The 25,628-nt window shown below is 56.4% G+C and carries 24 protein-coding genes; 12 read left to right on the forward strand and 12 right to left on the reverse strand.

Annotated features, from left to right (window positions below):
- Positions 1-17 precede the first annotated feature (17 nt).
- The 5 genes from LA5095_RS04210 (at position 18) to LA5095_RS04230 (ending at position 6,992) form a co-directional block, all read left to right on the forward strand.
- Complete coding sequence (locus LA5095_RS04210; protein WP_055112179.1) at positions 18-1,904, forward strand: ABC transporter ATP-binding protein; 1,887 nt, start codon at positions 18-20, stop codon at positions 1,902-1,904.
- Positions 1,905-1,924: 20 nt separating this feature from the next.
- Positions 1,925-3,790, forward strand: a complete 1,866-nt coding sequence (locus LA5095_RS04215) for an ABC transporter substrate-binding protein (RefSeq protein WP_408009897.1) — start codon at positions 1,925-1,927, stop codon at positions 3,788-3,790.
- A gap of 339 nt (positions 3,791-4,129) precedes the next feature.
- On the forward strand, positions 4,130-5,155 hold the full coding sequence (locus tag LA5095_RS04220; RefSeq protein ID WP_055112183.1) for an ABC transporter permease: 1,026 nt from the start codon (positions 4,130-4,132) through the stop codon (positions 5,153-5,155).
- On the forward strand, positions 5,152-6,333 hold the full coding sequence (locus LA5095_RS04225) for an ABC transporter permease (protein ID WP_173937320.1): 1,182 nt from the start codon (positions 5,152-5,154) through the stop codon (positions 6,331-6,333). Before LA5095_RS04220 ends, LA5095_RS04225 begins: the two co-directional genes overlap by 4 nt.
- Positions 6,334-6,398: 65 nt before the next feature.
- Positions 6,399-6,992, forward strand: coding sequence for a class I SAM-dependent methyltransferase (locus LA5095_RS04230; protein ID WP_055112185.1), 594 nt, complete (start codon positions 6,399-6,401; stop codon positions 6,990-6,992).
- 218 nt (positions 6,993-7,210) lie between these two features.
- Here the strand turns inward: LA5095_RS04230 and LA5095_RS04235 are convergent, their stop codons facing one another.
- Complete coding sequence (locus LA5095_RS04235) at positions 7,211-7,498, reverse strand: DUF1330 domain-containing protein (protein WP_055112187.1); 288 nt, start codon at positions 7,496-7,498, stop codon at positions 7,211-7,213.
- Positions 7,499-7,644: 146 nt separating this feature from the next.
- Here LA5095_RS04235 and LA5095_RS04240 point away from each other — a divergent pair, with 146 nt between their 5' ends.
- Entirely contained in the window at positions 7,645-8,535 is an 891-nt protein-coding gene (locus tag LA5095_RS04240; RefSeq protein ID WP_055112189.1) for a LysR family transcriptional regulator, read from the forward strand.
- Positions 8,536-8,541: 6 nt separating this feature from the next.
- Here LA5095_RS04240 and LA5095_RS04245 read toward each other — a convergent pair whose 3' ends face one another.
- The 5 genes from LA5095_RS04245 to LA5095_RS04265 form a co-directional block, all read right to left on the reverse strand.
- Positions 8,542-8,994 carry a methyltransferase family protein gene (locus LA5095_RS04245; protein WP_055112191.1) on the reverse strand — a complete coding sequence of 151 codons (453 nt, stop codon included), beginning with the start codon at positions 8,992-8,994 and terminating at the stop codon, positions 8,542-8,544.
- Between the two features lie 10 nt (positions 8,995-9,004).
- Positions 9,005-9,358, reverse strand: a complete 354-nt coding sequence (locus tag LA5095_RS04250) for a nitrile hydratase accessory protein (protein WP_055112194.1) — start codon at positions 9,356-9,358, stop codon at positions 9,005-9,007.
- A complete protein-coding gene (gene nthB, locus LA5095_RS04255; protein ID WP_055112196.1) occupies positions 9,345-10,004 on the reverse strand; it encodes a nitrile hydratase subunit beta in 660 nt (219 codons plus the stop codon). The genes LA5095_RS04250 and nthB overlap by 14 nt, the downstream gene beginning before the upstream one ends.
- Complete coding sequence (gene nthA, locus LA5095_RS04260) at positions 10,001-10,633, reverse strand: nitrile hydratase subunit alpha (protein ID WP_055112198.1); 633 nt, start codon at positions 10,631-10,633, stop codon at positions 10,001-10,003. Before nthA ends, nthB begins: the two co-directional genes overlap by 4 nt.
- A gap of 114 nt (positions 10,634-10,747) precedes the next feature.
- Complete coding sequence (locus tag LA5095_RS04265; protein WP_055112200.1) at positions 10,748-11,182, reverse strand: cupin domain-containing protein; 435 nt, start codon at positions 11,180-11,182, stop codon at positions 10,748-10,750.
- A gap of 115 nt (positions 11,183-11,297) precedes the next feature.
- Between LA5095_RS04265 and LA5095_RS04270 the strand changes: the two genes are divergently transcribed.
- Together LA5095_RS04270 and LA5095_RS04275 are read left to right on the forward strand one after the other, a co-directional pair.
- Positions 11,298-12,200, forward strand: coding sequence for a LysR substrate-binding domain-containing protein (locus LA5095_RS04270; protein WP_055112202.1), 903 nt, complete (start codon positions 11,298-11,300; stop codon positions 12,198-12,200).
- Between the two features lie 128 nt (positions 12,201-12,328).
- Positions 12,329-12,844 (forward strand): peptide-methionine (S)-S-oxide reductase, encoded by a 516-nt coding sequence (locus LA5095_RS04275; RefSeq protein WP_055112772.1) that lies wholly within the window; start codon positions 12,329-12,331, stop codon positions 12,842-12,844.
- Between the two features lie 473 nt (positions 12,845-13,317).
- On the opposite strand, the gene LA5095_RS04280 is transcribed toward LA5095_RS04275, so the two are convergent.
- The 6 genes from LA5095_RS04280 to LA5095_RS04305 form a co-directional block, all read right to left on the reverse strand.
- The gene (locus LA5095_RS04280; RefSeq protein ID WP_208992536.1) at positions 13,318-14,004 is read right to left on the reverse strand and encodes a polysaccharide deacetylase family protein; all 687 of its coding nucleotides are present in this window, start codon (positions 14,002-14,004) and stop codon (positions 13,318-13,320) included.
- A gap of 108 nt (positions 14,005-14,112) precedes the next feature.
- Positions 14,113-14,913, reverse strand: coding sequence for a methyltransferase domain-containing protein (locus tag LA5095_RS04285; protein ID WP_082442763.1), 801 nt, complete (start codon positions 14,911-14,913; stop codon positions 14,113-14,115).
- 30 nt (positions 14,914-14,943) lie between these two features.
- Positions 14,944-16,110: a glycosyltransferase family protein gene (locus LA5095_RS04290; protein WP_082442764.1), complete on the reverse strand. Its 1,167-nt coding sequence runs from the start codon at positions 16,108-16,110 to the stop codon at positions 14,944-14,946.
- On the reverse strand, positions 16,107-17,234 hold the full coding sequence (locus LA5095_RS04295; RefSeq protein WP_055112210.1) for a glycosyltransferase family 4 protein: 1,128 nt from the start codon (positions 17,232-17,234) through the stop codon (positions 16,107-16,109). Before LA5095_RS04295 ends, LA5095_RS04290 begins: the two co-directional genes overlap by 4 nt.
- Positions 17,235-17,255: 21 nt before the next feature.
- Positions 17,256-18,476: a glycosyltransferase family 4 protein gene (locus tag LA5095_RS04300; protein WP_055112212.1), complete on the reverse strand. Its 1,221-nt coding sequence runs from the start codon at positions 18,474-18,476 to the stop codon at positions 17,256-17,258.
- Between the two features lie 37 nt (positions 18,477-18,513).
- Positions 18,514-19,737 (reverse strand): glycosyltransferase family protein, encoded by a 1,224-nt coding sequence (locus LA5095_RS04305; protein WP_055112214.1) that lies wholly within the window; start codon positions 19,735-19,737, stop codon positions 18,514-18,516.
- A gap of 218 nt (positions 19,738-19,955) precedes the next feature.
- Here LA5095_RS04305 and LA5095_RS04310 point away from each other — a divergent pair, with 218 nt between their 5' ends.
- The 4 genes from LA5095_RS04310 (at position 19,956) to LA5095_RS04325 (ending at position 25,540) form a co-directional block, all read left to right on the forward strand.
- Positions 19,956-22,538: an ABC transporter transmembrane domain-containing protein gene (locus LA5095_RS04310; protein ID WP_055112215.1), complete on the forward strand. Its 2,583-nt coding sequence runs from the start codon at positions 19,956-19,958 to the stop codon at positions 22,536-22,538.
- A 99-nt stretch (positions 22,539-22,637) separates the two neighbouring features.
- Positions 22,638-23,096 (forward strand): cyclic nucleotide-binding domain-containing protein, encoded by a 459-nt coding sequence (locus LA5095_RS04315; protein ID WP_029066277.1) that lies wholly within the window; start codon positions 22,638-22,640, stop codon positions 23,094-23,096.
- A gap of 10 nt (positions 23,097-23,106) precedes the next feature.
- A complete protein-coding gene (locus LA5095_RS04320) occupies positions 23,107-23,931 on the forward strand; it encodes an MBL fold metallo-hydrolase (protein ID WP_055112217.1) in 825 nt (274 codons plus the stop codon).
- Positions 23,932-24,388: 457 nt separating this feature from the next.
- Positions 24,389-25,540, forward strand: a complete 1,152-nt coding sequence (locus LA5095_RS04325; protein WP_055404351.1) for a helix-turn-helix transcriptional regulator — start codon at positions 24,389-24,391, stop codon at positions 25,538-25,540.
- Positions 25,541-25,628 lie beyond the last annotated feature (88 nt).

Below are 25,628 nucleotides of genomic sequence, written 5' to 3' on the forward strand. Positions count from 1 at the left end.
CGGGGAGGAAAAGCGCAGTGAATGTTCTCTCGATCGAGGGACTGACAGTTGATTTTAATACGGCAGAAGGCCGGGTGCGGGCTGTCGACGACGTTTCCTTCGTCGTCCCTGAGAACCGCACGGTCGCACTGGTCGGTGAATCCGGTTCCGGCAAGACGGTTATTTCCCAAACGATCATGGGTTTGTTGCCTCAGGCAGCGGCAATTACTTCGGGCAAGGTAATTCTGGCCGATCCGACGGGGGCCGAACCGCCTGTCGATATTGCCGGTCTGGAACGCAAGGGCCCCCAGATGCGCCACCTGCGCGGAAATCGGGTTGCGATCATCTTTCAGGAACCGATGACATCGCTGTCACCGCTGCACACGATCGGCGACCAGATCGGTGAGGCGGCCCTTCTTCATCGTGATGTTTCGGGTGCGGAAGCCCGCGAACTCACACAGGAGATGCTGCGTCTAGTCCAGTTTCCCGATCCAGGCCGGGCGCTGGATACCTATCCATTCGAGCTTTCCGGCGGGTTGCGTCAACGTGCCATGATTGCAATGGCAATGATCTGTCATCCGGCACTGTTGATTGCAGACGAGCCGACAACGGCGCTCGACGTGACAATTCAGGCCGAGATCCTGAAACTTATCCGCGAAGTTCAGTCTGAATTGCGGATGTCCGTCCTGATGATCACGCACGATTTCGGCGTCGTGGCGAATATGGCTGACGAAATCGCGGTCATTTATCATGGCCGGATCATGGAGAAGGGGACGGCCAAGCAGCTTTTTTCCGATCCTCAGCATGATTACCTGAAAGCACTTTTGAATGCGGTTCCCAGTTTCCACATGGACAGGGACGAGCGGCTAGTTCCGATCCGACCAATTGAATTGAAATCGGAAGACCTGACCAAGAACAGGCCGCATTGCGACGTCGCACCGGGCGAACCCCTTGTTGAAATGAAGGATGTCACCAAGCAGTTTTCGCTGCGCAAGGGCTCGCTGCTGGGCTCCAAGTCCAAGACGATGACTGCCCTGGACAGTATCAGCCTGACGATCAGGCGGGGGGAATGCCTGGGTCTTGTGGGAGAATCGGGTTCAGGCAAGACGACCGCGGCAAAGGCGATTCTTCGCGCGCTATCTCTGGAAGGTGGGCAGGTTCTTTACAATCGTGGCAATGGCCTTGAGGACATTGCGAACCTGACAGGTGCCGACCTGATGGACTACCGGCGTCGGGTCCAGCTGATATTCCAGGACCCGTTCTCTTCGCTCAATCCGCGCATGACGATCAATGATACTCTGCTGGAACCGTTCGAGGTGCACGGCATTGGAACACAGCAGGAGCGGGCGGAGCGCGTGAGGAACCTCATGAGTCTCGTCGGTCTTGATCCACGCTTCCTGCGGCGATACCCGCATTCGTTCTCCGGAGGTCAGCGCCAACGCATCGGAATTGCAAGGGCGTTGGCACTCAATCCCGAGTTCATATTGTGTGACGAGCCGACTTCGGCGCTCGACGTTTCCGTCCAGGCACAAATCCTGAACCTTCTGCAGGACCTGAAGCGGGATCTGAACCTGACCTATCTGTTCGTCAGCCACAACCTTGCCGTGGTAGACTATGTCGCCGATCGGATCGCAGTCATGTGCCGCGGACGCCTGGTCGAAATGGGCGAGACGCGGACGGTCGTTGGAAATCCGCTTCACCCGTACACCAAGGCGCTCTTGTCCGCCGTACCGGAGCCGGACCTGTCGGCGCCTTTGGATTTTGCCGCGCTGGATGCCAACAGGGCATCTGAACCGCAGCTCTGGCCGGAACCGTTCACGATTACCGAAGGCACGGAACCGTCTTTGGTTGAAATGGAGCCGGATCATTTTGTTTGCGCACCCGGACTTAAGAATTCCGGGGCACTTGAGGGGACTGCAGCATGAAGTTTGAATACTTGACGAGGATGGGGCTGTTTTTGACCGCAGCCTTGATAACCACGCCGCTGGTGGCGCTGGAATTGAAGGAAACACCAGGTCTGGATCCATCGCTTCCGCCTATTGCCGAACGCGTGCCGGCAGAACCCCTGATCGTTGATCTCGAGGCGAAGGGACGAAAGATCGGCAAGCCCGGCGGCTCCCTCGATACGCTTATCGGCCGTGCCAAGGACGTGCGCCTTATCAATGTGTGGGGTTATGCCCGCCTTGTCGGCTACAATGACAAGCTCGAGCTGCTTCCCGATATACTGGCGGACGTGGAAGTCGAGGACGGGCGGATCTTTACGCTTCACACCCGCGAAGGTCACAAGTGGTCCGACGGAGATCCGTTCGACTCGGAAGATATCCGGTATTATTTCGAAGACATCGTCAGCGATGAAAATCTGACCCCGTCCGGTCTGCCGCCGTTTCTACTCGTTAACGGAAAGGGCCCGAAATTCGAGGTCGTCGACGACACGACGGTTCGTTTTACCTGGGACGAGCCGAACCCGCTCTTTCTTCCTGAACTGGCAAAATCCAGGCCACCTTTTATCTACCGTCCATCGCATTATCTGAGGCGTTTTCACGGCAAATACGGCGATCCGGACTTCATCGCCAAGGAAGCGGAAAAGGTGAAGGCCCGCAGCTGGGCACCGTTGCACAACAAGAAAGACGACATGTACAACGCGCGCAATGTCGAGTTACCGACTTTGCAGCCCTGGGTTCGCAAGCGCGATGACAGCGACCTCCGTTTTGTTCTGGAGCGGAACCCCTACTATCACCGTGTCGACAGCTCCGGTCAGCAACTGCCCTATATCGACAAGGTCATCATGACGGTTGCCGATGGCAAGCTGATTCCGGCAAAAGCCCAGGCAGGCGAGAGTGAACTCCAGGCTCGGAACCTGAGTTTCTCCGATATCACTGTCCTGAAAAAAGGCGAGAAGAAGAACGACTATGTCACCGCGCTCTGGTCGAACACCAAAGGGTCGGAGATTTCCATTCTGCCGAACATGACTGTGAAGGATCCTGTCTGGCGGAAGCTTCTGCGCGACAAGCGGTTCCGTCACGCATTGTCCCTGGGCATTGATCGCAATCTTCTGAACAGGGTGCTGTTCTTTGGTCTTGGAACACCCGGCAACGATACCGTGCTCGCTGCAAGCCCGCTTTACAAGGCTGACTACACGAGCAAATGGGCTGAATATGATCCCAAAAAGGCCAACGCTCTTTTGGACGAGATCGGTCTCACGAAGCGGAATGACGATGACATCAGATTGCTGCCGGACGGCCGCCCGCTCGAGATAATCGTCGAGACAGCCGGTGAAGCCCAGGTGCAGGAAGATGCTCTCGAACTGGTTGGCGAGATGTGGGGCGAGATCGGCATAAAGCTGTTCGCCAAACCCAGTCAGCGCGACAACATGCGCGAACGCGCTATTGCAGGCGATCTGCTCATGTCCGTCTGGTGGGGGTTTGAAAACGGCATTCCGACATCTGAAATGCCTCCAACCGACTACGCGCCGGTCCGCGGTGACGCTCTTTCCTGGCACGCATGGGGCGATTATTACGAAACCCAGGGAGAAGGCGGTGAAAAACCGGACTGGGCACCCGCCAAGCGGCTGATGGAACTATACAATGCCTGGCTGACATCAAAAACGCCCGAGGAACGAACGAAGATCTGGGACGAAATGCTGCAGATACATGCCGATGAAACCATTCATATCGGTCTGGTTTCCGGTGTTCGCCAGCCGGTGGTTGTAAAGGATGTCGAGAACGTGCCACTGGAAGGGATCTACGGCTGGGATCCGGGCGCTCATTTCGGTATCCATCGGATGGACGAATTCTATTTGGACGAAGATTGAGTTTGACGTCAAAGTTCGGTCAGGAACGGCAACTCTGGTGGTGCATTGCACGAAAACCGGATTGCCGTTTCATGATGACTGGGGCTAGGATTTGTTGACTTGCCAAAGCGGTCCGAGGCGTGGTGACCTGTCCGGAATGGGCACGGGTCCAGCCATGGATGGCAGGATGAACAGGTTCATTTTGGTGCATCGGATTTGCGTGCACCGGACGGGAATGTGAATGGGGCCGTTGGGTAGACACACGCTTTGGCGGTGTCGCAACAGTGAAACGGATACCGTTGTTTTGCGCGGTGCGGTTTCAGTTGTGTCCGCGGTCGTGTCGGGGTGAGGGGAGTATAGGTGCTCTATTACATAATTCGCCGGATTTTCATGATGGTCCCGACACTGTTGGTGATCAGTTTTCTTACATTTTTTATCATCGAACTTCCCGCAGGCGACTACATTTCCAACCAGATCGCAGCCCTCAAATCCACGGGTGAACAGTCATCGGTTGCCAAGCTGGAATTTCTGCGCAAGGAGTTTTCGCTCGACCGGCCGTTTTTCGAGCGTTACCTGATCTGGATCGGATTGTGGCAAGGGCCGCATGGCTTTGATGGCCTTATCCAGGGGAATTGGGGTTGGTCCTTCGAGTTCGACAAGCCCGTTGACCAGGTCGTTGGGCCGACGCTGCCGCTGACAATCGTGCTCAATTTCGCGACCATCCTGTTTGTCTACGTTGTTTCGTTTCCGATCGGAATCTATTCGGCAACGCGCCAGTATTCCTGGGGCGATTACGGGTTCACATTCATAGGCTACATTGGCCTTGCAACGCCGAACTTCCTGCTCGCACTGATCCTTCTCTACCTGTTCAATCAGTGGTTTGGCCTGTCGGTCGGCGGTCTGATGGCGCCCGAATACATCGATCAGCCCTGGAGTTTCGACAAGGCCATGTCGGTTCTGGCGCATCTGATCGTGCCTACGATCGTAATCGGGACGTCGGGCACCGCAGCCATGATCCGGCGATTGCGTGCCAATCTGCTCGATGAGCTTCACAAGCAGTACGTCACGACCGGGCGGGCAAAGGGGCTGAAGGAAAACCAGCTCCTGATCAAGTATCCGTTGCGCATGGCGATCAACCCTTTCATCGCCGATATCGGCAACCTGATCCCGTCGATGGTATCGGGCTCGGTCATTGTCTCCGTTGTCATGAGCTTGCCGACGGTCGGACCGATTCTCCTGTCCGCACTTCAGTCTCAGGATCAGTTCCTGTCCGGTTTCATCCTGCTGTTCGTAGCCGTCCTGACCCTGATCGGGATGCTGATTTCCGACCTGCTGCTCGCGGTTCTTGATCCACGCATCCGGCTTGGCGGGAGGGCCTCGTCATGAGCATGGACACCAGGGACGGAGGTCCGGCGCGTGAAGTGGAACACTACGTCGACCCAACACCGTTCAATCCTGCTGTCACGGAGGAGATGACGGAGGAGCAGGAACAGTTTTACCAGGCCTCCCAGTGGCAGATCATGTGGTGGAAATTCAAGCGCCACAAGATTGCGGTCTGGTCCGGAGTTGTCCTGATCCTCTTTTATCTCTGCGTGCCATTCGCCGAGGTGATTGCACCTTATGGACCAAACACGCGGGACAGCCTTCATCTTTTCGCTCCGCCACAGTCGGTGCACTTGTTCAACGAAGGGGAATTCGTCGGTCCGTTCGTTTACGGCATGACATCCCAGATCGACATGGAAACCCTGCAGTGGGTCTTCACGGAGGATACGGAGAACGTCCAGCCGATCCGATTCTTCTGCCGGGGGGCATCTTACGAATTCTGGGGCCTGTTCGACGCCGATTTCCATCTGTTCTGCCCGGCTGAAGGGGGAACACTGTTCCTGATCGGTACGGACCGTCTGGGACGTGACCAGTTTTCGGGGCTTGTCTACGGTGCGCGCCTGTCGCTCACAGTCGGTCTTGTCGGGGTCACCATTTCCATTGTCCTTGGTCTGTTTTTCGGCGGCATTGCAGGCTATTTCGGCGGTTTCCTGGACAGCATCATCCAGCGGATGATCGAAATCATTCGCTCGATGCCGGAACTTCCGCTCTGGATGGCGCTCTCTGCGGCCTTGCCGGTAACCTGGAGCCCTGTCTGGATCTATTTCGGCCTCACGATAATTCTCGGACTACTCGACTGGCCGGGACTTGCGCGCGCTGTCCGGTCCAAACTGCTCTCCCTGCGCGAAGAGGAATATGCCAAGGCAGCCGTGCTGATGGGGGCCAAGCCGAAGCGTGTCATCACGCGGCATTTGCTCCCCGGGTTCACCAGCCACATCATCGCGTCCGCAACACTGTCGATACCGGCAATGATCCTGGGCGAAACGGCGCTTTCCTTTCTTAACCTCGGCTTGCGCCGCCCGGCGATTTCCTGGGGCGTTTTGTTGAATGAGGCCCAGAACATTTCAGTCGTCACAGTCTATCCTTGGCTGATGGCACCGGTCGCTCCGATCATCATTGTGGTTCTGGCGTTCAATTTCCTTGGCGACGGTTTGCGCGACGCGGCAGATCCCTATAAGTGATGCCTTTGAAAACCGATCTGATCCAGCGGGCCGACCTGGCCCGCCTTTGCTGTTAGGAAGCCGCCATGTCGAAAAACGCAACCACCGCCGAGGGCTGGGACGAGGAATACGAAGCCGGGCGCTGGGCCTTTCTGCGCTCGCTGCCCGAAAGCGGACGATACGGCATCATCGGCATGTGGCTGTCACTGACGGGATCCATGGACGAGGTCCTGGACATCGGCTGCGGCGAGGGGCTGCTTTATGAGCGTCTTCAGCCGATGGGTATCAGGCGTTATGTTGGCATGGACCTGTCTCCGGCATCACTTGAAATAGCTAACGTCGACCCCGGGATCGCCTCGCTGCGCGCTGGCGACATGCATTCCTTCGAGCCGAAGGAAGGCGAAACATTCTCCGCCATCGTCTTCAACGAAGTGCTGCATTTTGCCGACGACCCGGCTGCTGTTGTCAGCCGCTACGTGCCGTTCTTGAAAAAGGACGGCGTTATCGCGCTCTCCATGTATTCCCCGAAAAAGCCGGAATCAGGCGCCAACAAACTGATCAACAGCCTGTGGGCGGCAACCGATGAAGAAGCGAAATGGGACGTGCTCGACGACTACCGGCTCGTGTCGGACAAAAAGGGTGTCACCTGGCGCATGCGACTGGTGAAGCCTGTGGGATAGCGCGATAAATCCCGAGCAATTCACAACCACAAAGTTGTCATCCCGGCCAAGCGGAGCGCGAGCCGGGACCCAGTTTTCGGCTTGATTTTGATTCTGGTAAAAGCAAGGGCAGTGGCGACTGGATCCCTGCCTTGGCAGGGATCACAAGTGAAGATAAGAGTACGTCCCATTGAGAGACGCTGTTCAGGGTAGTGCCGCTTTTCTCGGCGTTTGAACAATCACTCCGGCAACACCACAATCGTCGATTTGCCGCCCTTGTTGCGGAGCGCATGGATATCGGCAAGGTCCGGATCTTCACGCCAGGCCTTTGCTGCGTCCGTGGTCGGAAAGGACAGGAGTGCGGTGATGTTCGGGGCGCCGTTTGCCGCTTCCAGAACCAGCGGTTCGGGGTCCGCGGCCACGACGCTGCCGCCATGTTTGGCAAGGGCTTCTGCCGCCTTTTCCCTGTAAGCGCCAAGAGTTTCCTTGTCGGTCACGGTGATCATGGCGAGGGCTTGTACGGTCATCGGATGTCTCCATTGTTCAAGATGTCTGCACGGTAGCCGGAAATGTGAATGCGAAAAATTCTTCAAAATTGGAACCTGCATGTGCAAAAATGCACGAGCAATTAATTTTTGTTTGATTGTGACGGGTTAACAGCCTTTGGTGCCTTATGGACAACTGGGATGACTTGAAATTCGTGCTCGCGATTGCCACCGCAGGCAACGTCACAAGGGCGGCCAAGAGGCTGGGAGTGACACATTCGACCGTGTCGCGCCGGCTGTCAGCGCTCGAGGAGAGCATGGCAACCCGGTTGTTTGAACGTCTGCCGGAAGGCTTTGTTCCGACGGCAGCCGGAGAGCAGGCAGTTGCGGCCGCCAGGCGTGTCGAGGCCGAGGTCCTGACGCTCGATACCCGGATCACGGCGCAGGACACCGAACTCGAAGGTCCGTTGCGGATAACGGCGGCACAGCTGCTGTTTCAGGTGCAGCTTGCCGAGATCATGCAGCAGTTCTCCGAACGCCATCCGCGCATCGAACTGCAGATGATTGCGGCCAACGAGAAGCTGAGCCTGCATCGCCGGGAGGCCGATATTGCCGTCCGGGTGACGGACAATCCCGGCGAAACGCTTTTCGGCCGTCTCGCGACGGGCCAGAACCGTTGTTATTACATGTCCCGGAATTTCACCCGCAAATATCGCGAGACGATGGAGACCGGACACGCCAGCATTCCGTTGCCTTGCGTCACCTTCAAGTGGTGGGGGCAAGGTGTGCCGAAGGAAATCCGGACGCGCTACACGTCGGCCTTCATCAGCCTTGTCGCCGATGACATGATTGCGCTCCTTGCTGCGGTCAAGGCCGGCATCGGTGTTGGCAGGTTGCCGTGTTTTCTCGGTGATCCGGATCCTGATCTCGTGCGAATTCCGGGCATGGAACCATCCCGTTATCTCGATATCTGGGTACTGACCCATCCGGATCTGAAGAATGTTGCCCGCATCCGGACTTTCCTTCGCTTCGCGGCCGATGCCTTCAAGGCCAGGAGCGGGCTTTATCTCGGGACTTGAAGCACTCTAAACCCAGCGGCGAACCTTCGTGAGATACTTCTCATAAGTCTCGCCGAAGGTTTCTCGCAGGATTTTTTCTTCCGGTTTGATCTGGAACTCGGTCAGATACCAGACAAAGCCCGGGATGATGATGAAAGACAGGTAGCTGCTGAAATAAAGGGATGCCGCCACCAGAAGAAACAGCAGACCGAGATACATCGGATTGCGGCTGAGCCTGTAGATGCCATCCGTGACAAGTGACGTCGTTTCGCCGGGCTTCATGGGATTGACGGTGGTTTTGCGGCGAATGAAGGTCAAAAGCGCCAGCAGGTCAGGGATCAGGCCCAGAAAAAACATGATCGCCGCCAGAACGACCTGACCCGGAAAGCTGAATGTCAGTCCGGGAAACCAAGAACCGGCAGCGTAGGTCGACATCACGGCGACGATCAGGACCAGGGGTGGAGGAACCTTGAGCTTCATTGCGCACCGATCACCGATTCAACTCGATCGGTTGTCCGTGTGGCGTTGCCCTGGCAGCTGCGTCCCAGGCGGTTTTGAGGTCGCCGAGCGTGTCTGTCGCCGCGATACCTTTCCCGCACAGGATTTTTTCAAACGCGGTCAGCCAGTGATCGTAATAGCCAATGGTCTCGCCGCTGCCGTCACCGTCCTTGGCAAGTTCCGCTCCGAGGTGCTCCGCCCATTCGTGCCATGCAAAGAGGCCGGCTTCGTGGGCCTGCAGCGTCATGGCAAATACGCGTGCTTCCCAGGGGGCGGTGAAGACAGGCCCACCTTCCTGATCGAGCGGCAGGCGAGGGGTCGACTGAACGGCATCAGACAGCGTCAAGGTATGGCTCCCAGAGATCGAGTCGAATGGTCAATTTTGGATCGCAGTCTGGTCCCCAGACGTCGGGTCCCCTGAAAACCACCCCGTAGAGCCAGGTCGGTTGCTCCCCGAGCCCTTGGGAATTCGCGTCCGGAAAAACATGGACCCCGTGGACGGTTTCGATTGTGCCCTCAACGTCGCGGACGTAGCGGGGAAGGCGAGTGTGGTGTTCCGGATTCATGCGTTTCGTGCGGATCCGGTCACCTGCCTTGAAGCGGCTAGGCTGTTGCTCCGGACGATTGGCAGGACCGCCCTTTGCCAGAACGGCAGCAACATCTTCGGCCTTTACGACGCGCTTCAACGGTTTGGCAGGATTGAGAGACCTGCCTGTCTGAAGTTCCTGCTCACTCACAAGACCGCTTTCAACCAGCAGCTTTTCGAGCCCAAGCGTCCAGATCTTGTAGTAGCTGGAGGACAGGTAAACGGCAGGAGGCAGTGTTTCGCGGGCAAAACGGGACGTGTCGATGTTCCAGGTGCCGGTCGCGCCCATGGCAAGGGTTACGGCAAACGCGCGTTCCTCCCACTTGGCGTGGAAGTTCGGCTCGTTGTCTTCCAGCTCGATCGGACCGAATCCCATCTGGCCTCCAAGGTCCTGAGCGCCGTTCATGCCACGTCCTCCAGTTCGGAAGGGGCAAGCGCAAGACCGGTTCCGATCATGCTGTCACGGGTAACGAGTTCGGCGAGCTTTTCCTCGCTCCAGCCTTCGGTTCCCTCCGGTCTTTGCGGGATCACCAGGTAGCGGACTTCAGCTGTGGAATCCCAGACCTTTATCTCGGTGTCTTCCGGCAGGCTCACATTGAACTCTGCAAGGACGCCGCGCGGGTCACGAACGGCGCGGGAGCGATAGGGTGCGGATTTGTACCAGACAGGTGGCAGGCCAAGGACGGTCCACGGATAACAGGAGCACAACGTGCAGACGACCATGTTGTGGGTCGAAGCGGTGTTTTCCACGGCCACCATGTGCTCGCCCTGGCGTCCGGTGAAGCCGAGTTCCGCAATTGCCGCGGTGGCGTCGGCCATCAAACGTGCATGATAGTCCGCGTCGGTCCAGGTCTTGGCCACGACCATTGCGCCGTTCTTGGGCCCGATCCTGGTCTCATATGTCTCGATCAGTTCATCGAGCGCGGGCGGGTCGATGTATCCCTTGTCCGTCAGAAGTGTTTCGAGCGCCCGAACGCGAAGTTCGATTTCCGGGAGCTCCGAGTGATCATGATCGTGATTGTGGTCGTGCGACATGACGATTCCTGAATCCGGTTCTGGGAGTCAGGATAATAGGCACCATGTCCGCAATGCCAAGCCAAGTCTCGTTTTCATGTTGAAAAACTTGAGGAACTTGACGGTATTCAGATGTCAACCGAACTCATAGGCGACATTTTCAAATTTGTCGGTGGGGAACCCATAGGCCATGCACAGACCTTCTTCGCCGGCAACAACGCCATGCACGGCGTTGGCGGGAATGAAAACCGCGATACCCGGTCCAATCGGGAGGTCTTCGCTGTCGATGGTCACGGTGCCTGAACCGGTCAAGCCATAGTAGAATTCAGCCGGCTCGTGGCGATGAGGGTTGAGACGGCCATGACAGGGGAAACTGGCCACGCCGAAGACAAGGCCGTTTGAGGGCGTCTTGTTGGCACAGATCAGTGTGCGCCATTCTACATTGCCAAAGACAGGATCTTCTCCACCTTCAACTGTCTGGTGATCAACATGCTCGGCAAATCCGCGGGCCGACGGAACGATGGTGTGAACGACATCACCGGGGGTTTCAGGAACGTGATTGGCAAGCATGAAATACACTCCGCTTGAAGGAGAAATAGTGCGTCTGGACAAGGGGAATTTCGTTGCAAAGACGATTTTGCACAATACACTAAAATCTCATGACATCATACGCTGAGGTTATACTATGAGCAGGCTTCCTTCCTTCTCGTCACTGCTTGCCTTCGATGCCGTTGCCCGTCATGGGACATTGACCCGCGCCGCAGTGGAATTGAATGTTTCCCAACCGGCAATCAGCCGCAGGCTTGCCGCTCTTGAAGACGATCTCGGCTGCGTCTTGCTGGATCGAGGAACGCGGCCGTTACAATTAACTGTTGACGGTCAGGAGCTTTACGATGTTTTGCGGTCCGGACTCGCCAGACTGGAAGCCGTTGTCAGCCGTCTGCGTGAAAAGTCTTTGCATGATGTGGTCAGTGTCAGTTGCGGTTCCGGTTTTGCCGCCTACTGGCTGATCCCCCGGTTGCCTGAACTTGAACAGGCATTGCCGGAAACGTCCATTCAGATCATAAGTCAGGCGTATGCAGAAGACGTTACGAACGCTGACGTGCAGATCCGGTTCGGGCACGGAGACTGGCATGGACTTGAAGTTCGCGCAGTCCTTGGGGAGGAGGTCTTTCCAGTGGCCAGTCCGGCCTATATCGAACGGACCGGGAAAACGTTCACGGTTGAAGCGCTGAAGTCGCATCGTTTGCTGGGACAGCAACGTGATGCCGGTGCGTGGTACAACTGGGAAACCTGGTTCGACGCGATCGGGACGCCTGCGACGAGGAAGCTGCGGTCACTTGATTTCGACAGCTATGCGTTGATGGTCAATGCCGCGCTGGCGGGGCAGGGCATTTGCCTGTGCTGGGCAGGGCTGCTTGATGTTTTTCTGGAAAGCGGTGCACTTGTCCGCCTGACTGACGTGTCCGCGGGATCGGGGCGCGGCTATTTCGTGACATTTTCACAATCGGAGGCCGAGGATTCTCCTGTTCGAAGGGTTGCGGAATGGATCATGTTGAACAGCAGCAGTGCCAGTGCGGCATCATAGGCAAGTATTGCGTATCATTGAGCTTGCATCGGAGTCCGCAACTCGCGGTTCGAACTGGTCTGGGGAGATCTCGGCCGAGGCATTTGTGATTGTCGGCAGATTTGTCAAGATCGGGATTGGAAATCAAAATGACTTTGGAGGTGCAGGTGAAGATCGGACTTGGCGGTGGCTGCCATTGGTGCACGGAGGCCGTCTTCCAGGCACTTGCCGGCATATCAGACGTGGAACAGGGCTTCATCCGCTCCGAACCGCCGGAGGACAGCTGGTCGGAAGCTGTTGTCGTGACATTCGACCCGGTCGCGCTGCCGCTGGAAAGTCTGATCGAAATTCACCTGCGTACCCATTCCAGCACCTCGCATCACAAGATGCGCGGCAAGTACCGTTCCGCCGTTTATGTCTATGATGCCGGAACAGGTGTGAAGGTGGGCCGCATCCTGCGCGGCCTTCAGCGCGAGTTTGAAGAGCCCCTGGTGACACACGTATTGTCGCTCGCCGGCTTCAAGTTATCGGACGAACGCTTCCGCAATTACTACGCGACGGATCCGGACCGTCCATTCTGTAAAACCTACATCGACCCGAAACTGGCACTGTTGCGGAAACGATATGGCGGCGCGCTCAGGGAGACCCCAGCTGCGGCGGAGTAGGAATTTCCCTCCGAAAGCTTTGATTTGGGGGGCTCCGGGGCGCTACCAAACACTCCCTTGTCATCGCTGCGAATGCAGGAATCCAGTGACCGCCTGATTTGTTTGGAAAAATGGAACAGTGGCGTGCCGGATCATGAGCCGCCGCTTGTTCACGTCAGGACTGTCAGGAATATCAGCCGTCCTGCGCCCACGTGCGTCATCCCCGACTAGATCGGGATCCATCGGCCGCGCAAAAGTGACGGTGTTATGTTTTTACGAGAAACCGGCAAACGCCACGGCACTCCGAGAACGCGCTGGCAATGAGTGGATCCCCGGTCAAGCCGCGGTTGATACTGAATCCAAAAGGAATTTCTGGAACGGGTCTCAACGCGAGGCGATTTGAAAGCTCGTGACAGTCTTCGCTAACAATCAGACACGTCTCGTTGCTGCTGCCTGCCAAAACATCGGCACAGAACCAGAGGACGCATCCCTCTTCAGACTGCAAACAACTCCCGCACCTCCGGCCACATTGCTCCTTCATGATGTGCGGCAATCGCAAGGAACGTTTCCAGAAACTCGAAACTCGCCTCGTCATGCGCGAGATGATGCGTCAGCAGGCCGACAGGTTCACAATTTGTGTTCCGCCGACGGGTGAGTTGCAGGTCGAACCGCAGACGGGCGCTTTCCCAGCCGATGAAACGGACCTGCTTTTTCCACTTCAGAATGTCGATATGCGATTGAACCTGATGGGGATGCGGGAAATTGTGAAAGGTGAAAGTGGAAAGTCCGGGCAGGCCAATGCCGGGCAGACGTCGTGCGATCTCGGGGTCAATCCTGTTCCAGGGCGGTACGATCGCATGGATGAACCTGGCGCCGAACAGAGCTTCAAGCCTTGCCTTGCCATCATCAAGTTGCGCCATCAACTCGTCCGGATCACGCCGGGACCCGAGTTCGGCTGCCTTTTCCCGTTTTGCCTTGAGCTGGAAATTCCTGTGCTGCCAGCCGTGCTGCAACACGAAAGCGTGCGGTTCGTTTGAAAGCCGTTCACCAAGCGCTTCCGTTGCATCTTTGGGGATGACTGCAAGAGCCAGGTCAACGCCGTGTTCATTGGCGAGCTTCAGCATGCGCTCAAGGGCTGGGGTCGGCTCGATGGCATCGTCGTCCCGCCACCAGAATCGCACCTTTCGGCCTCTCTCCGCGAACCAGTCAAGGTGCTGAAAAAGTTCGTCTTTGAAGCGCTGTTGATCGGTCGGCAATGAGATTGAAGTCAAGGAAACGGTCCGGGTGGTTCAATTGCGGGAGGCGGTGAACAGGAAATATCCAATCGAGGCGAAGACGTGGTTGTTTTTGCGAAGCAAGTCAATGGCACCGCGCCATTCCTCCAATTCACCCGCGGAGACGACGCCAGCTTCGTTTGCATGCGACCCGATGCTATTGAAATAGGAAGCTCCCAGGTCCTGAGGAAAGATCAGGACCCTCGTTGCAATCTCGATATCTGCAAATCCGAGGTCCTCCAGGGCCGCAGCCAGCGGACCGGGAAGGTAGCTCTGCTCGACCGCCTGGGAAGTCTCGTGATCCACAATCCGGCGCATTAGCAGGCGATCGTCCGTGTTGATTGTGTTGGTTGAAAAATCAGGCTCGATCAGCGCCATGCGGCCACCTGGTTTCAGAACGCGCTCCATTTCGGCGAGCGCATTGGAAAAGTCCTTCAGATAGATAAGGATGCGTTCGGCGCGGACACAGTCAAATGTATCGTCGGCAAAGGGGAGGCGACGCGCATCTCCAACTTTGTAGTCGACTTCAAGCTCAGCCGTTCTTGCCCTTCTGATTGCCTCATCGACAAATTCGGGACTGACGTCGACGCCCGTCACGCGGCCTGTAGGGGCCACTTTTTTCGCCAGGCGCAGTGTTTCCAGTCCGAAACCGCACCCGACATCCAACACGGACTTTCCCGGTGCCATATTGGTGCGCTCAATGGCCAGAGACTTCAGCTCCTGCAACTGCGGAATACCGTCGAAGGCTTCCAGTGCCTTGATGTATTCGGACGTCTCGTGAACCTGGTTCATCGACTTGAAATGACGCAATTCCATTGACTGCAGCCTTTCCCGCTCTGTTTCTGTTCAGGGTGATTGTTCCGCGGACCGAATTTGCAGATCGCGCACCAGGATGTCGGCACTTGTCTCGGCACCGCCGAGCTGCACCTGGTGATGACTGCGCGGCAGGGCAAGGGCATCATCGACGGCGGCCGCAAGACGTTCGGGTGCCAGTCCGGCCTCCGGTGTAACAACAGCGCGTCCATGGTGCGCAAGAGCCTCCGCACGCTGGCCTTGTTCGGTCTCGTTTTCCTGCGCGAAGGGGACAAACACCGCCGGAACACCCGCGATCAGAATGTCGAGAACGGTATTGTAGCCGGCCTGGCTGACCGACAGGCGTGCACGCTTCAGGAGATCAGGAAAATCTCGGCGGGCACGCTCAACAATGACACCTTTTGGAGCGCTCAACTTATAGATCGAAAAGGCGTCTTCCGATATGTCATGGCCGATCAGCACGCGCCAGGTTGCATCTTCGGCCCGGCGGGAGAGAGGTTTTGCTTCAAGCGCCGCCAGGAGCAGTCCTTCAGCCACTGCACCGCCGCCGCAGGAAACAACGATTTCGTCCTCCCCGTCGCTGCCTTCTGCCTGAGAACGTGCGTCTCCACTTGCGTATCCGGTATACCGCACAAGGTGATTTACCCGCTCGGCAAAGGGAAAGCTGTCTTCAAGCTGGATGAAATCCGGATCGGCATGGATCAGGACGCGGTCATAGTAATTCAAGGCCTGGTCCGCCATCCATTCCTCTTTCCAGAGTTCCTTCTTGCGCACGAGGATATCCCGGATCGATGTCGCGATGACGGGTGGTTTCGTCATCGACTTCGCATGGTTCAGGAGCGGGGTCAGCTCGAAATCCAGTTGCCGCCGCCCGAAGGGATAGGTTTCAGTCAGAAGGAGATCGTAGTTCTTCGAACCAAACGCTTGAATCGATGCTTTAACGCGTGCGGATTTCCATTCATCGTCAATATCTTCACCGTCCAGCGTCACAAGCCGCTTGAAGGCAGCATCCGGGCTGCGGCACGCCGGAAGTTTGACAATTTCGAGAGGTCCCGTGTCGAGGGTCGGCGGGATCGTGTTGCCGCTTGCCAGCGTCACGTCGCCACCTTTTTTTGCCAGCGCCTTGCCGATGTTCACGGCACGGACGACATGACCGGTCCCAAGAAGGTGCTGGACGTGGATGAAGGCCGTGAACCTCACGTCAGTTCCGCCTCTTGCCTGTGTGAATGGTTGCGAATAGCGCATCGTGCCAGATCATCAAGCCGTTTTGCTCCGGCAGCCAGTGTGTGATTTTCAGCAATGTGTTTCCGAGCTGCCCGGCCCATCCGGTCAGCCAAAGCAGGGTCATCGAGTACGCGCTGCAGGTTGGCCGCGAAGGCGGCTGCATCACCTTCAGGAGACAGGAGACCCGTTTCTCCGTTCACAACGATATCGGGAACGCCAAACGTGTCGCCTGCGATCACACCGGTGCCGCTCGCCTGTGCTTCCAGGAAAACCAGACCGAAAGCTTCGCGGATCGCCGGCCAGACAAGAAGATCGTGACACGCATATTGCTCGGGGAGCCGATCGGGAGGCAAGGTGCCGAGCCAGGTTGTTCTGGCCTCGCGAAAAAGCGAAAGGATGCGGTCCTTGTTGGGGCCGTCGCCGATGATGGTGAGGTGCCATGGCAGGTCATCGATCCGCTCCAGCGCCTTTGCCAGAACCTCATAGGACCGTGTCTTGTCGCCGTCGCGCATCATTCCCACCGCAAGGAGCCTCAACGGCGGCATTGCCCCAATCCGGGCAGCCTCCGGTACCTCTTGAAAGGCCGCTGCATCCAGAAAAGGCAAAAGCACTGTCAGCCTGTCGCCTGGCACCACCGCTCGCAGGCATTCGGCGTCCGCATGATGCAGTGCCGCCACCGCATCAGCTTGTTTCAGGGCAACATCGGCCGCCGCGAAGCCGAACGCCCAATCCCCCTTCTCGCGCTTGGGAGCGCGACTTGCCTCGACGATCGCATAAGGCAGGTCGAACTGACCTGACAAGAATGGTCCGATCCAGTCCGGCGCCTTATGATAGAGGTGGTAGGTCAGAAACAGATCGGGACGGTATCCGTCTTGCCGCCATTCCTGCGCAATCCGATCTGCTTCAGCTAGTGCTTCAGCGCGAACCATTCCCTGAATCGTATTGCCGCCTTCCCGCCGCCAGGATCGGAAAGTGCTCGCGGTTCGCACGTCATGTCCAGCCGACTGGAGCGCCTTGACGATCAACCGCCCCATGGTTCTGTCACCGGAGGGGACCGGATGGTCCAATGGTTTCATCGGAGCGGTGAAGGCGATTTTCATGTGCCGGTCTCTGTTCTGATCTCAGAGCACCTTACGAAATTTTTCGGCGAGGCGGTCAAGTCCCGGATCTGTCGAGAAGTGCGTCCTCACCCTCTTGGCCGCAGCCAGTCCGAGTTTCTTGCGCTGCTCGGGATCCTTGACAAGGGTCTCGAGCGCGATGCTGAGCTGGTCCGGGCTGCCGGGATCGACGAGAACCCCTGTTTCGTCCTGCACGATCAGCTCCGGAATTGCCGAAACCCTGGTGGATAGGCAGCATAACCCCATGGACTGGGCTTCCATCAGGACATTGGGAAGTCCGTCTCGGTCTCCCGACCGGGCAAGTTTGGACGGCAGCACGAACAGATCCGCCTGCCGGCAGGCCGCGATCACTTCTTCCCTGGGTTGGGCACCGCGCCAGTTGATCCTGGAAGACAGGCCCAGTTCGTCCGCTTTTGCCTTCAGCTCGTTCGAAAGTTCGCCGCCGCCGATATGCGTGAAATGCCAGTTGAGTACGTCGGGAAGCATGGCGAGCGCGGCGAGAAGATCGTCATAACCCTTTTTTTCAACAGCGCGGCCGACGGAAACGAGACGCACCGGTTCGCCGCTGCCGTCTCGTGTCGGAACAGTGTTTTCAGGTTCAGGGAAACCGGAAAAATCAAGTCCGTGATAGAGCAGTTCCACCTTTTCCGGATCGACGGACAAACTCTTGAGATAGTCGGCATTGACACGTGTGCAGGTCACGCCCCAGTCCGCGTCGTTGATCTTGGTTCTCAAATCCCATTCCGGGCTGGTCCAGATGTCTTTGGCATGCGCAGAAAACGACCACTTTCGTCCGCTCAGGTGCGCCGCGTAGCGTGCAGCAGAACAGGGCGTATGCAGGTAGTGGGTATATATCCACGAAACGTCCTGCGGCAGTTCATGGGCGAATACGCAGCCCTGTGCCCATCTTCTACGACGATCAGCATTGGGTTGGCGGCTGAAATCTGCATCGAACAGCGCCTTTGCCGCCTCGAATGACGGTTGCCTTCTGGCCCATTGCTTCGCTCTGGCAACCCTTGCCGGATCGTCCCTGACATATTCGGGAAGATACATGATCTCGGCGGATATCTGTCGGTGCAGGTCGTGAATATAGGGATCATAGGGTTTGCGCAGGGCGACAATCAGGATCTCGACACCACGCCGTTCAAGGCCGAGCATTTCCTGGGCAATGAAGGTTTCGGACAGGCGCGGATAGCCTTTGACCACGACGGCAATTCGAGACATTGGTGTCACTGTTCCAGGAATTGATTAGAAGTGTGGTCTATTTGAAATTGACCAGTTTGCGCTCACCGTCTTCCGACTGATGTGCGTTGAAGATTTCGCCGACGCGCGTTGAAATGACGTTCAGTCCGTCAAGGAGCTTGTCGACGCCGGCCGACGAGGGCGGCTTCAGGGCAGGGAGGTCGGACAGCGCGGTAGCCATCAGATCGGAATCCGGATAATTGTCGATCGGCAGAACTTTCAACAATCCGCTCTTTTCCGCACGTTCCGCGCGAATGGCTTGTTCCCGGCGGGGAATGACACGCGGGACAAGCAGGGTCGGTTTGTCGAAGGAGAGGATCTCACAAAACGTGTTATAGCCGCCCATGCCGACAATCGCCGTCGCATTGGCCAGATAGGGCTCAATTTGCGGTGTGAAGCGAATGATCTCCACATCCCGCAGATGTTCTGCGCGTTCGCTGAATTGCGCTGCAGCAGCTGCTGGCATGAACGGACCAAGGACGATCAGGGCCGGAAAGAGCGGTCGCTGGCGGGTTTCATACGCACGCATGACCCAGTCGACCATTTCGACACCGTCACCTCCGCCGCCTGGCGTCACCAGAATGTAGGGTTCTTCACCAAATGGTGTTGCATCCGGATGCTCCAGCGACGATTCCGGGAGTTCGCGTCGCAGATAGCCGGTGTAGCGCAGCTTCTCCATAACGCCGTCCGGTATGTCGATCCCGTCAAGCGGGTTGCAGATGTCCTGTGGTCCATAGACCCAGATTTCATCGTAAAGGTCGTTCAGCGCAGGGTAGACGTTTTTGCGGTCCCACTCTTCCTTGAGGACCTGCGGATCGTCCATGACGTCGCGAAGACCGAGCACAAGTCGTGTGTCTGTGTTCTTCAGGGCTTCCAGAGTTCCGAGAACTTCGCCGCGCAGACCAAGCGGCTCCTTGTCCACAATGAAGATATCCGGCTCGAAAACTTTTGCGGTGTGTTCGATTATGGACGAGCGAATCGCGAGCGTTTGGTCAATATTGATATGAAGCGACAAAGGCGTGTATTCACCGTTGCGCAGTTTTATCACGCCGGGGATGCGCACGAAGTCGACACGCGAACGGAATTCGAAACTGCCAATGATGGGGGAACCGGAAAGAATAAGTACGGACAGTGTATCGAAATCACCAACAAGGGCTTGAGCGATTGCGCGACACCGCCGCAGATGACCCAGACCGAATGAATCATGGCTGTAGATCAGAATTTTCGGCGTTTTGGAACTCATACTGCCCCTGATTTGTAATGCTGCCCTTGGAAGCTTATGTCTCAAGTGATTGGTCGTTGTCACGTCCGGAAGTGCACGGATGCGTGTTTTTTGGCAACAAGCGGTATTAAACTGGTTGTGGCAAATGCTAATCCCGGCTAGCACATCGAAGATGGATCGCTAATATACCAAAATGGTCTGCTTGAACAGAATAGATCCATAAGTGTTTGGATGAGCTAATGGAAAAAAGCCTTTTTCGCTTTATCTGGAAGTATAGTGCCCGGCAGCAGATCTTTATTATCTTGGTCACCGTGTTCACATACCCGGTGGTCTATTTCCTGCTTGAATTACCGAAGCTGATCGTCAACGACGCGGTTCAGGGGGACAATTTTCCGCGCGACATTCTGGGTTTTGATTTTGATCAGATTCCCTATTTGGTATTGCTTTGTTTCACCTTTCTCGGGTTGGTCGTCGTTTCGAACGGCTTGAAGTTCTATCTGAATATCTACAAGGGCAGGCTCGGTGAGCGCATGCTGCGCCGGCTGCGCTTCGAGCTCTTTCAGCGCGTCCTGCGATTTCGACTTCCGCACTTCCGTAAAGTAAGCTCGGGCGAAATCATTCCGATGATCACGTCCGAAGTCGAGGATGTCGGCGGATATATCGGCGAAGCATTTGCGTTGCCGGCCTACCAGGGCGGAATGCTGGTCGTTCAGATCGGCTTCATTTTCATGCAGGATCCGTTGCTGGGTCTTGCCGCCATAAGCTCCTATCCGATCCAGGGCTACGTCATCCCGTTGCTGCAGAAGAGGGTCATCCTGCTGTCACGCAAACGGGTCAAGAATGTTCGCATCATTGCCGACAAGGTCGGCGAGAGCATTACCGGGGTTGCCGAAATTCACGCAAACGACGCCGCAGCCTGGCATTCGGCGGATATTTCCGACCGCCTCTATGAGAACTTCAAGATCCGGTATGAGATTTTCAACCGGAAATTCCTGATCAAGTTCCTGAACAACTTCATGAACCAGCTGACACCGTTCTTCTTCTACCTGATCGGTGGGTATCTGGTGATTCAGGGCAACCTCAGTATCGGTGCGCTGCTTGCGGTGATCGCCGCATACAAGGATCTGGCAGGCCCATGGAAACTCCTGCTGTCCTTCTATCAGATGACCGCGGATGTCAGCGTGAAATACCAGACGGTTGTTGAGAATTTCGATCCGTCAGACATTTACGACACTGAACGGCTGACCGCCGACGAGGACGTCAAACTTGATGGCGATGTCAAATTCGACAGCGTCAGCTTCTCCGGAGGTGCCGCGGGGCAGGAGGTCATGGATATTTCTCTGACCGTACCGGCACGAACAGAATGCGCGATCGTCGGACCAGACGGTTCCGGGCGTTCGGAAGTTCTGCAATTGGCCGCGGGGCTCGTCTCCGCGTCTTCCGGCAAGGTCCTGATCGGTGACTATGATCTGGACAAGCTGACGGATTCGACCCTTGGCCGGGAAATCGCCTATGTCGGCGGTGCGGTGCATGTCTGGACCGGAACCATCCGCGACAATCTCTATTACGGTCTTCGCCACCGGCCGCTGGTGCTGCCTGAGCGGGAAGGCGATGAGCTGAAGCAGTATAAACGCCGGGTCAACGAGGCAAATCAGACCAGGAACCCGGTTTACGATCTGGCCGCGGACTGGAATGATCTGACTGCGGCGGGTGTCAAATCAGACGAGGAGCTGGACGCAAAGGCGCTGGAACTGCTCGAAACGGTCAGTCTGGACAACGATATCTACAGGCTCGGACTGCAATCCAGGTTCGATCCGTCGATGAATGATGCATTTGCGGAAAAGATCCTGAATGTCCGCAAGAGCCTAGCGGGTCGGATAGCGAATGAACCCAAGCTCAGCGGCCTTGTCGAACTCTGGAATCCCGACAGCTTCAACGCGAGCGCAAGCCTTGCGGAAAACCTGTTCTTTGCGGTTCCGTCCGATCCCGAGATAACAATGGACCAGGTGCCGGATCTGGAGGAGGTCAAAACCTTCCTCGCCGACACCGGGTTCGACCAGAAACTGCAGGAGATCGGGCTCAAGATTGCAGAGACCATGCTTGAGCTCTTCGCCAATGTCTCCGGCGACAGCGGCCTTCTGGGGTCTTACTCCTTCATCAACCAGGACGATTTGCCGGAATTTGAAAGGATCGTTCGGATTGCGAAATCCGGGCAGCAGCGGCCCGGTCTGACAGATTCGGACCGATCCCGATTGACCGGGTTGGCATTCAAACTTGTCCCCGCGCGCCATCGTCTCGGTGTGATGACCGACGAGCTAAGGGATGAGGTGATCGAGGCCCGGAAACGTTTCCTGGAAAGTGTCGTCAAAACCAGCGACAGTTTCGTTGCCTTTGATCCGGAGGTCTATTTGCCGCCGCTGACGATCGAGGACAATCTTCTGTTCGGCCGCGCGCGCGTTGACCGGCGGGATGCCCGTCGGCGTATTGACGATGTAATTCGAACAATCGTTGAGGAAACCGGGCTGCGATATCCGATTATCTACGCAGGCTTCGGCTATCATGTTGGCGTATCCGGGTCGCGCCTGTCTGCGGGTCAGCGTCGGCGCATCGCGCTGGTTCGCGGTCTTTTGAAAAACGCAAAAATCACCATATTGGATGATATTGCTACCGGCCTGACCGAAGATGACAAGGCCCTGCGCGAGGGCTTGAGACAGTTCCTGTCCGGCAAGACGTTCCTGTATGGCACCTCGAATGCCGAAATCGCGTCCGAATTCGATCAACGCTTTGTTTTGGATCAGGGACGGATATCAGATAAAGCATAAAGACATATTGGTGCAGGTACGTAGGCGGAGAACCTTCGGCATCCAATTGCATACACAGATGTAAATATGCAAGAAGAACAATGAAGTCGGGAGCAAACTATGACGCTAGAAACGGAAGTCGAAGCCCTTCGGAAGGTGCCGCTGTTCCATGGCATCGACGAGACCAAGCTGCGTCTGCTGGCATTTATCAGTGAGCGGACGGAGTATCCCGCACGTGAGCGTCTTTGTTCGCAAGGAGAAGATGGCGATTGTGCCTTCATTATTCTGTCCGGGGCCGCGGATGTGCTCGTGGATACTCCGGAAGGAGAGAAAAAAGTCGCACAGGTCGCCGAAAACTCGATCGTCGGTGAAATCGCAATTTTGTGCGATGTCCCGCGAACGGCGACATTGGTTGCTGCAAGCGACATGGATGTATTAACGGTATCCAAAGATGATTTCCTGAAACTACTGAAAGAGTTTCCGGATATTTCGCTGGAAGTCATGCGGACTTTGGCATTGCGCCTCGAGCGGACAACCCGCGATCTGGCCGACGCCCGCCGGGGAACCTCCGGTGGTTAGGGAGTAAAACGTGGCAGATGAATTCTTCCTTCGCTGCTGGGGTGTAAGAGGGTCTACTCCGACACCGGGGTCGAGCACGCTGCGATACGGGGGAGAGACCTCCTGTTTTGAAATCCGGGCGGGAGACGCCCTGGTGCTTGTCGATTGCGGATCCGGAGCAAGAAATTTCGGGATGGAGCTTTGCCAGGGCAAGGTGCGCAAGTTCGATCTGTTGTTCACGCATACGCATCTCGACCATATTTGCGGGCTGCCGTTCTTCAAACCGGCCTATGATCCGAATTTTGAGGTCACTGCCTGGGCGGGCCATTTTCAGGATGAGACGAACCTGGTCGATATCGTCAGCAGGATCATGTCGCCGCCGATTTTCCCGGTCGCCGCCAAAACGCTAAAGGCCGTCGAATTCAAATCATTTACCGCAGGGGATGAAATTCCCCGCTCAGACGACCTTGAGATACGCAGCATACGGCTGCATCATCCAGGCGGAGCCTGTGGATACCGATTTGATTATCAGGGCAAGTCCATTTGCATCATCACCGACCACGAACATGGAGACCCGGAGGTCGATGCGGCCCTGCCGGCATTCGTGAAGGATGCGGACGTGATGATATATGACGCCATGTTCACCGACGATGAATATGAGACCTTCAAGGGATGGGGTCACTCGACCTGGCAAAAGGCCGTGCAACTCGCCCGTGCCGCGAACGTCAAGACACCGGTCCTCTTCCATCACGACCCCCGCCGTTCCGACGACGAACTGGACGAGATCGGACTGGCTGCGCAAGATGCCTATCCAGGGACGCTCGTCGCCAGCGAAGGCATGATCCTGAAGCCTTAGGGTCAAGCAGGCCGGACTGCCTGACACCCGGCTGCGAGCATCTTCATTCACCCTTGTATCTCTGAAGAATTGTTTCGGCAGAATAAAACGATTTTATCGAACTGGACCGAATGCGCCAGAGCGAACCGGTTGATGCGCAGGACGCTCCCGGTCAATCATGAATTTAGATGAAAAAACGGCGGCCCAAATGGCCGCCCAAAAAATAACATAGCATAAAAAATTTATCGCTTGCCGAATGCGGGAATGCGGGAATTCCCATGCTGCGTCCGGAAAACAGTTCGAGCAACCTAAATAGCCGCTGCAGCGAACTGCACTGCACGATCAACACTTGTTTACTGGAACTATGCGCAGCATGCATGATCCAAATGGACTATATCAGGCTATAAATTATGAGTTGCAGGCCGGTTGTGCCGCGTTGCTGCACCAAAGAAACAGCCGCTGACACTTGGGGGGTGGTGTGGTCCTAACCGCGGAAAAGTACATTCAATTGTCCAATCTGGCTGTGGCAGCCGCAATGGATCCAGACGAATGGCAGGTGTTTATTGAGGCCGTTGCCGGCGCGATGCCCTCGCATGTGTGTACTCAGCTCATTGGATACGACAAGGCCACCAATGCGGCTCCGCTGGCCTATTCTTCCGGATATGATCCGGAAATCCTGAAACTCTACGAGACGTATTTCGCCGACAGGAATCCGTTTGCGGTGAATTTTCCCAAGTGCGGGATCGGTGATGTGATCTCGAGTGCTGAACTTTGTGCACCGGATACCTTGAAACGAACCCAGTTTTATGCCGATATCCTGCACCCGCTTGAGGATCTGTATGCAGGTGGTGGCTCCATGCTTGCCTTCGATTCCGATCGCATGTTCCTGCTAGGCGGCAACATGCGCGCAAAGGACAAGGAAAAGCATGAAGGCGACTGGCTGCAGCTTTGTGCAAGTCTGGCGCCGATCATTCGCCAGTCACTTGAAATCAATCGCATGCTCACGGGGTTGAAGTTTGAGAAATGGGCGGCAGAACGACATCTGCTCGGAGCGGGGACGGCCATCGTTGTCGTGGATTCGGCGATGATGATCCACTACACGTGTCAGGGAGCTGAAAATCTGATTGCATGCGGAAAATTGATAGGCAGTGACCTGATGCGCCGCCTGAAATTCCGCTCCGGAAAGGTTCAGGCGCAATTTCTTTCTCATATTGGTGTCCAGGCAAGCGACAATCCGAACATGTTCAAGAATGTCAGACTTTACGACAGGGACGGGCAGGAATGGATCTGCCGAACAATGGGGATGCGTCTGGGAGATCTGGACAAGTCACCTTTCGGAACCTTTGTAACAGGTTCCGGCTTGGCGACGGTTCTGGCTTTCAAGCCGGTTTGTAACCGGTCGACAACTCTGAAAAGATTGCAGAATTCCCTGTCCTTGAGCAAGGCTGAGGCAGAGTCCGCGCTCCTGCTTTCAGAAGGACTGACGCCAGGCGAAATCGCGGCGGAACGGGATGTCAGCATCCATACCGTGCGTAACCAGATCAAAGCGGCCCTGTCAAAAACCGGATGTCACAGGCAGCGTGAACTCGTTCACAGGATCGAACAGCTCGGGCTCCTGTCAGGCCGGTAGACCCTCCACCTTCACGAACGGTCACTTTCACGCGCACCTTGTTGCGTATTAGCTGCCGAAGGGAGAAACTCCGGTCACAATTTGATAT

This window comes from Roseibium album, from assembly GCF_001404515.1.
GTDB lineage: Bacteria > Pseudomonadota > Alphaproteobacteria > Rhizobiales > Stappiaceae > Roseibium > Roseibium album.

Bases quoted from the DNA above. Each gene is read 5' to 3' on its own strand.
- LA5095_RS04215 (WP_408009897.1), top strand. From the start codon at position 1,925: ATGGGGCTGTTTTTGACCGCAGCCTTGATAACCACGCCGCTGGTGGCG.
- LA5095_RS04225 (WP_173937320.1), top strand. From the start codon at position 5,152: ATGAGCATGGACACCAGGGACGGAGGTCCGGCGCGTGAAGTGGAACAC.
- LA5095_RS04230 (WP_055112185.1), top strand. From the start codon at position 6,399: ATGTCGAAAAACGCAACCACCGCCGAGGGCTGGGACGAGGAATACGAA.
- LA5095_RS04235 (WP_055112187.1), bottom strand. From the start codon at position 7,498: ATGACCGTACAAGCCCTCGCCATGATCACCGTGACCGACAAGGAAACT.
- LA5095_RS04240 (WP_055112189.1), top strand. From the start codon at position 7,645: ATGGACAACTGGGATGACTTGAAATTCGTGCTCGCGATTGCCACCGCA.
- LA5095_RS04245 (WP_055112191.1), bottom strand. From the start codon at position 8,994: ATGAAGCTCAAGGTTCCTCCACCCCTGGTCCTGATCGTCGCCGTGATG.
- nthB (WP_055112196.1), bottom strand. From the start codon at position 10,004: ATGAACGGCGCTCAGGACCTTGGAGGCCAGATGGGATTCGGTCCGATC.
- nthA (WP_055112198.1), bottom strand. From the start codon at position 10,633: ATGTCGCACGACCACAATCACGATCATGATCACTCGGAGCTCCCGGAA.
- LA5095_RS04265 (WP_055112200.1), bottom strand. From the start codon at position 11,182: ATGCTTGCCAATCACGTTCCTGAAACCCCCGGTGATGTCGTTCACACC.
- LA5095_RS04270 (WP_055112202.1), top strand. From the start codon at position 11,298: ATGAGCAGGCTTCCTTCCTTCTCGTCACTGCTTGCCTTCGATGCCGTT.
- LA5095_RS04275 (WP_055112772.1), top strand. From the start codon at position 12,329: ATGACTTTGGAGGTGCAGGTGAAGATCGGACTTGGCGGTGGCTGCCAT.
- LA5095_RS04285 (WP_082442763.1), bottom strand. From the start codon at position 14,913: ATGGAATTGCGTCATTTCAAGTCGATGAACCAGGTTCACGAGACGTCC.
- LA5095_RS04295 (WP_055112210.1), bottom strand. From the start codon at position 17,234: ATGAAAATCGCCTTCACCGCTCCGATGAAACCATTGGACCATCCGGTC.
- LA5095_RS04300 (WP_055112212.1), bottom strand. From the start codon at position 18,476: ATGTCTCGAATTGCCGTCGTGGTCAAAGGCTATCCGCGCCTGTCCGAA.
- LA5095_RS04305 (WP_055112214.1), bottom strand. From the start codon at position 19,737: ATGAGTTCCAAAACGCCGAAAATTCTGATCTACAGCCATGATTCATTC.
- LA5095_RS04310 (WP_055112215.1), top strand. From the start codon at position 19,956: ATGGAAAAAAGCCTTTTTCGCTTTATCTGGAAGTATAGTGCCCGGCAG.
- LA5095_RS04315 (WP_029066277.1), top strand. From the start codon at position 22,638: ATGACGCTAGAAACGGAAGTCGAAGCCCTTCGGAAGGTGCCGCTGTTC.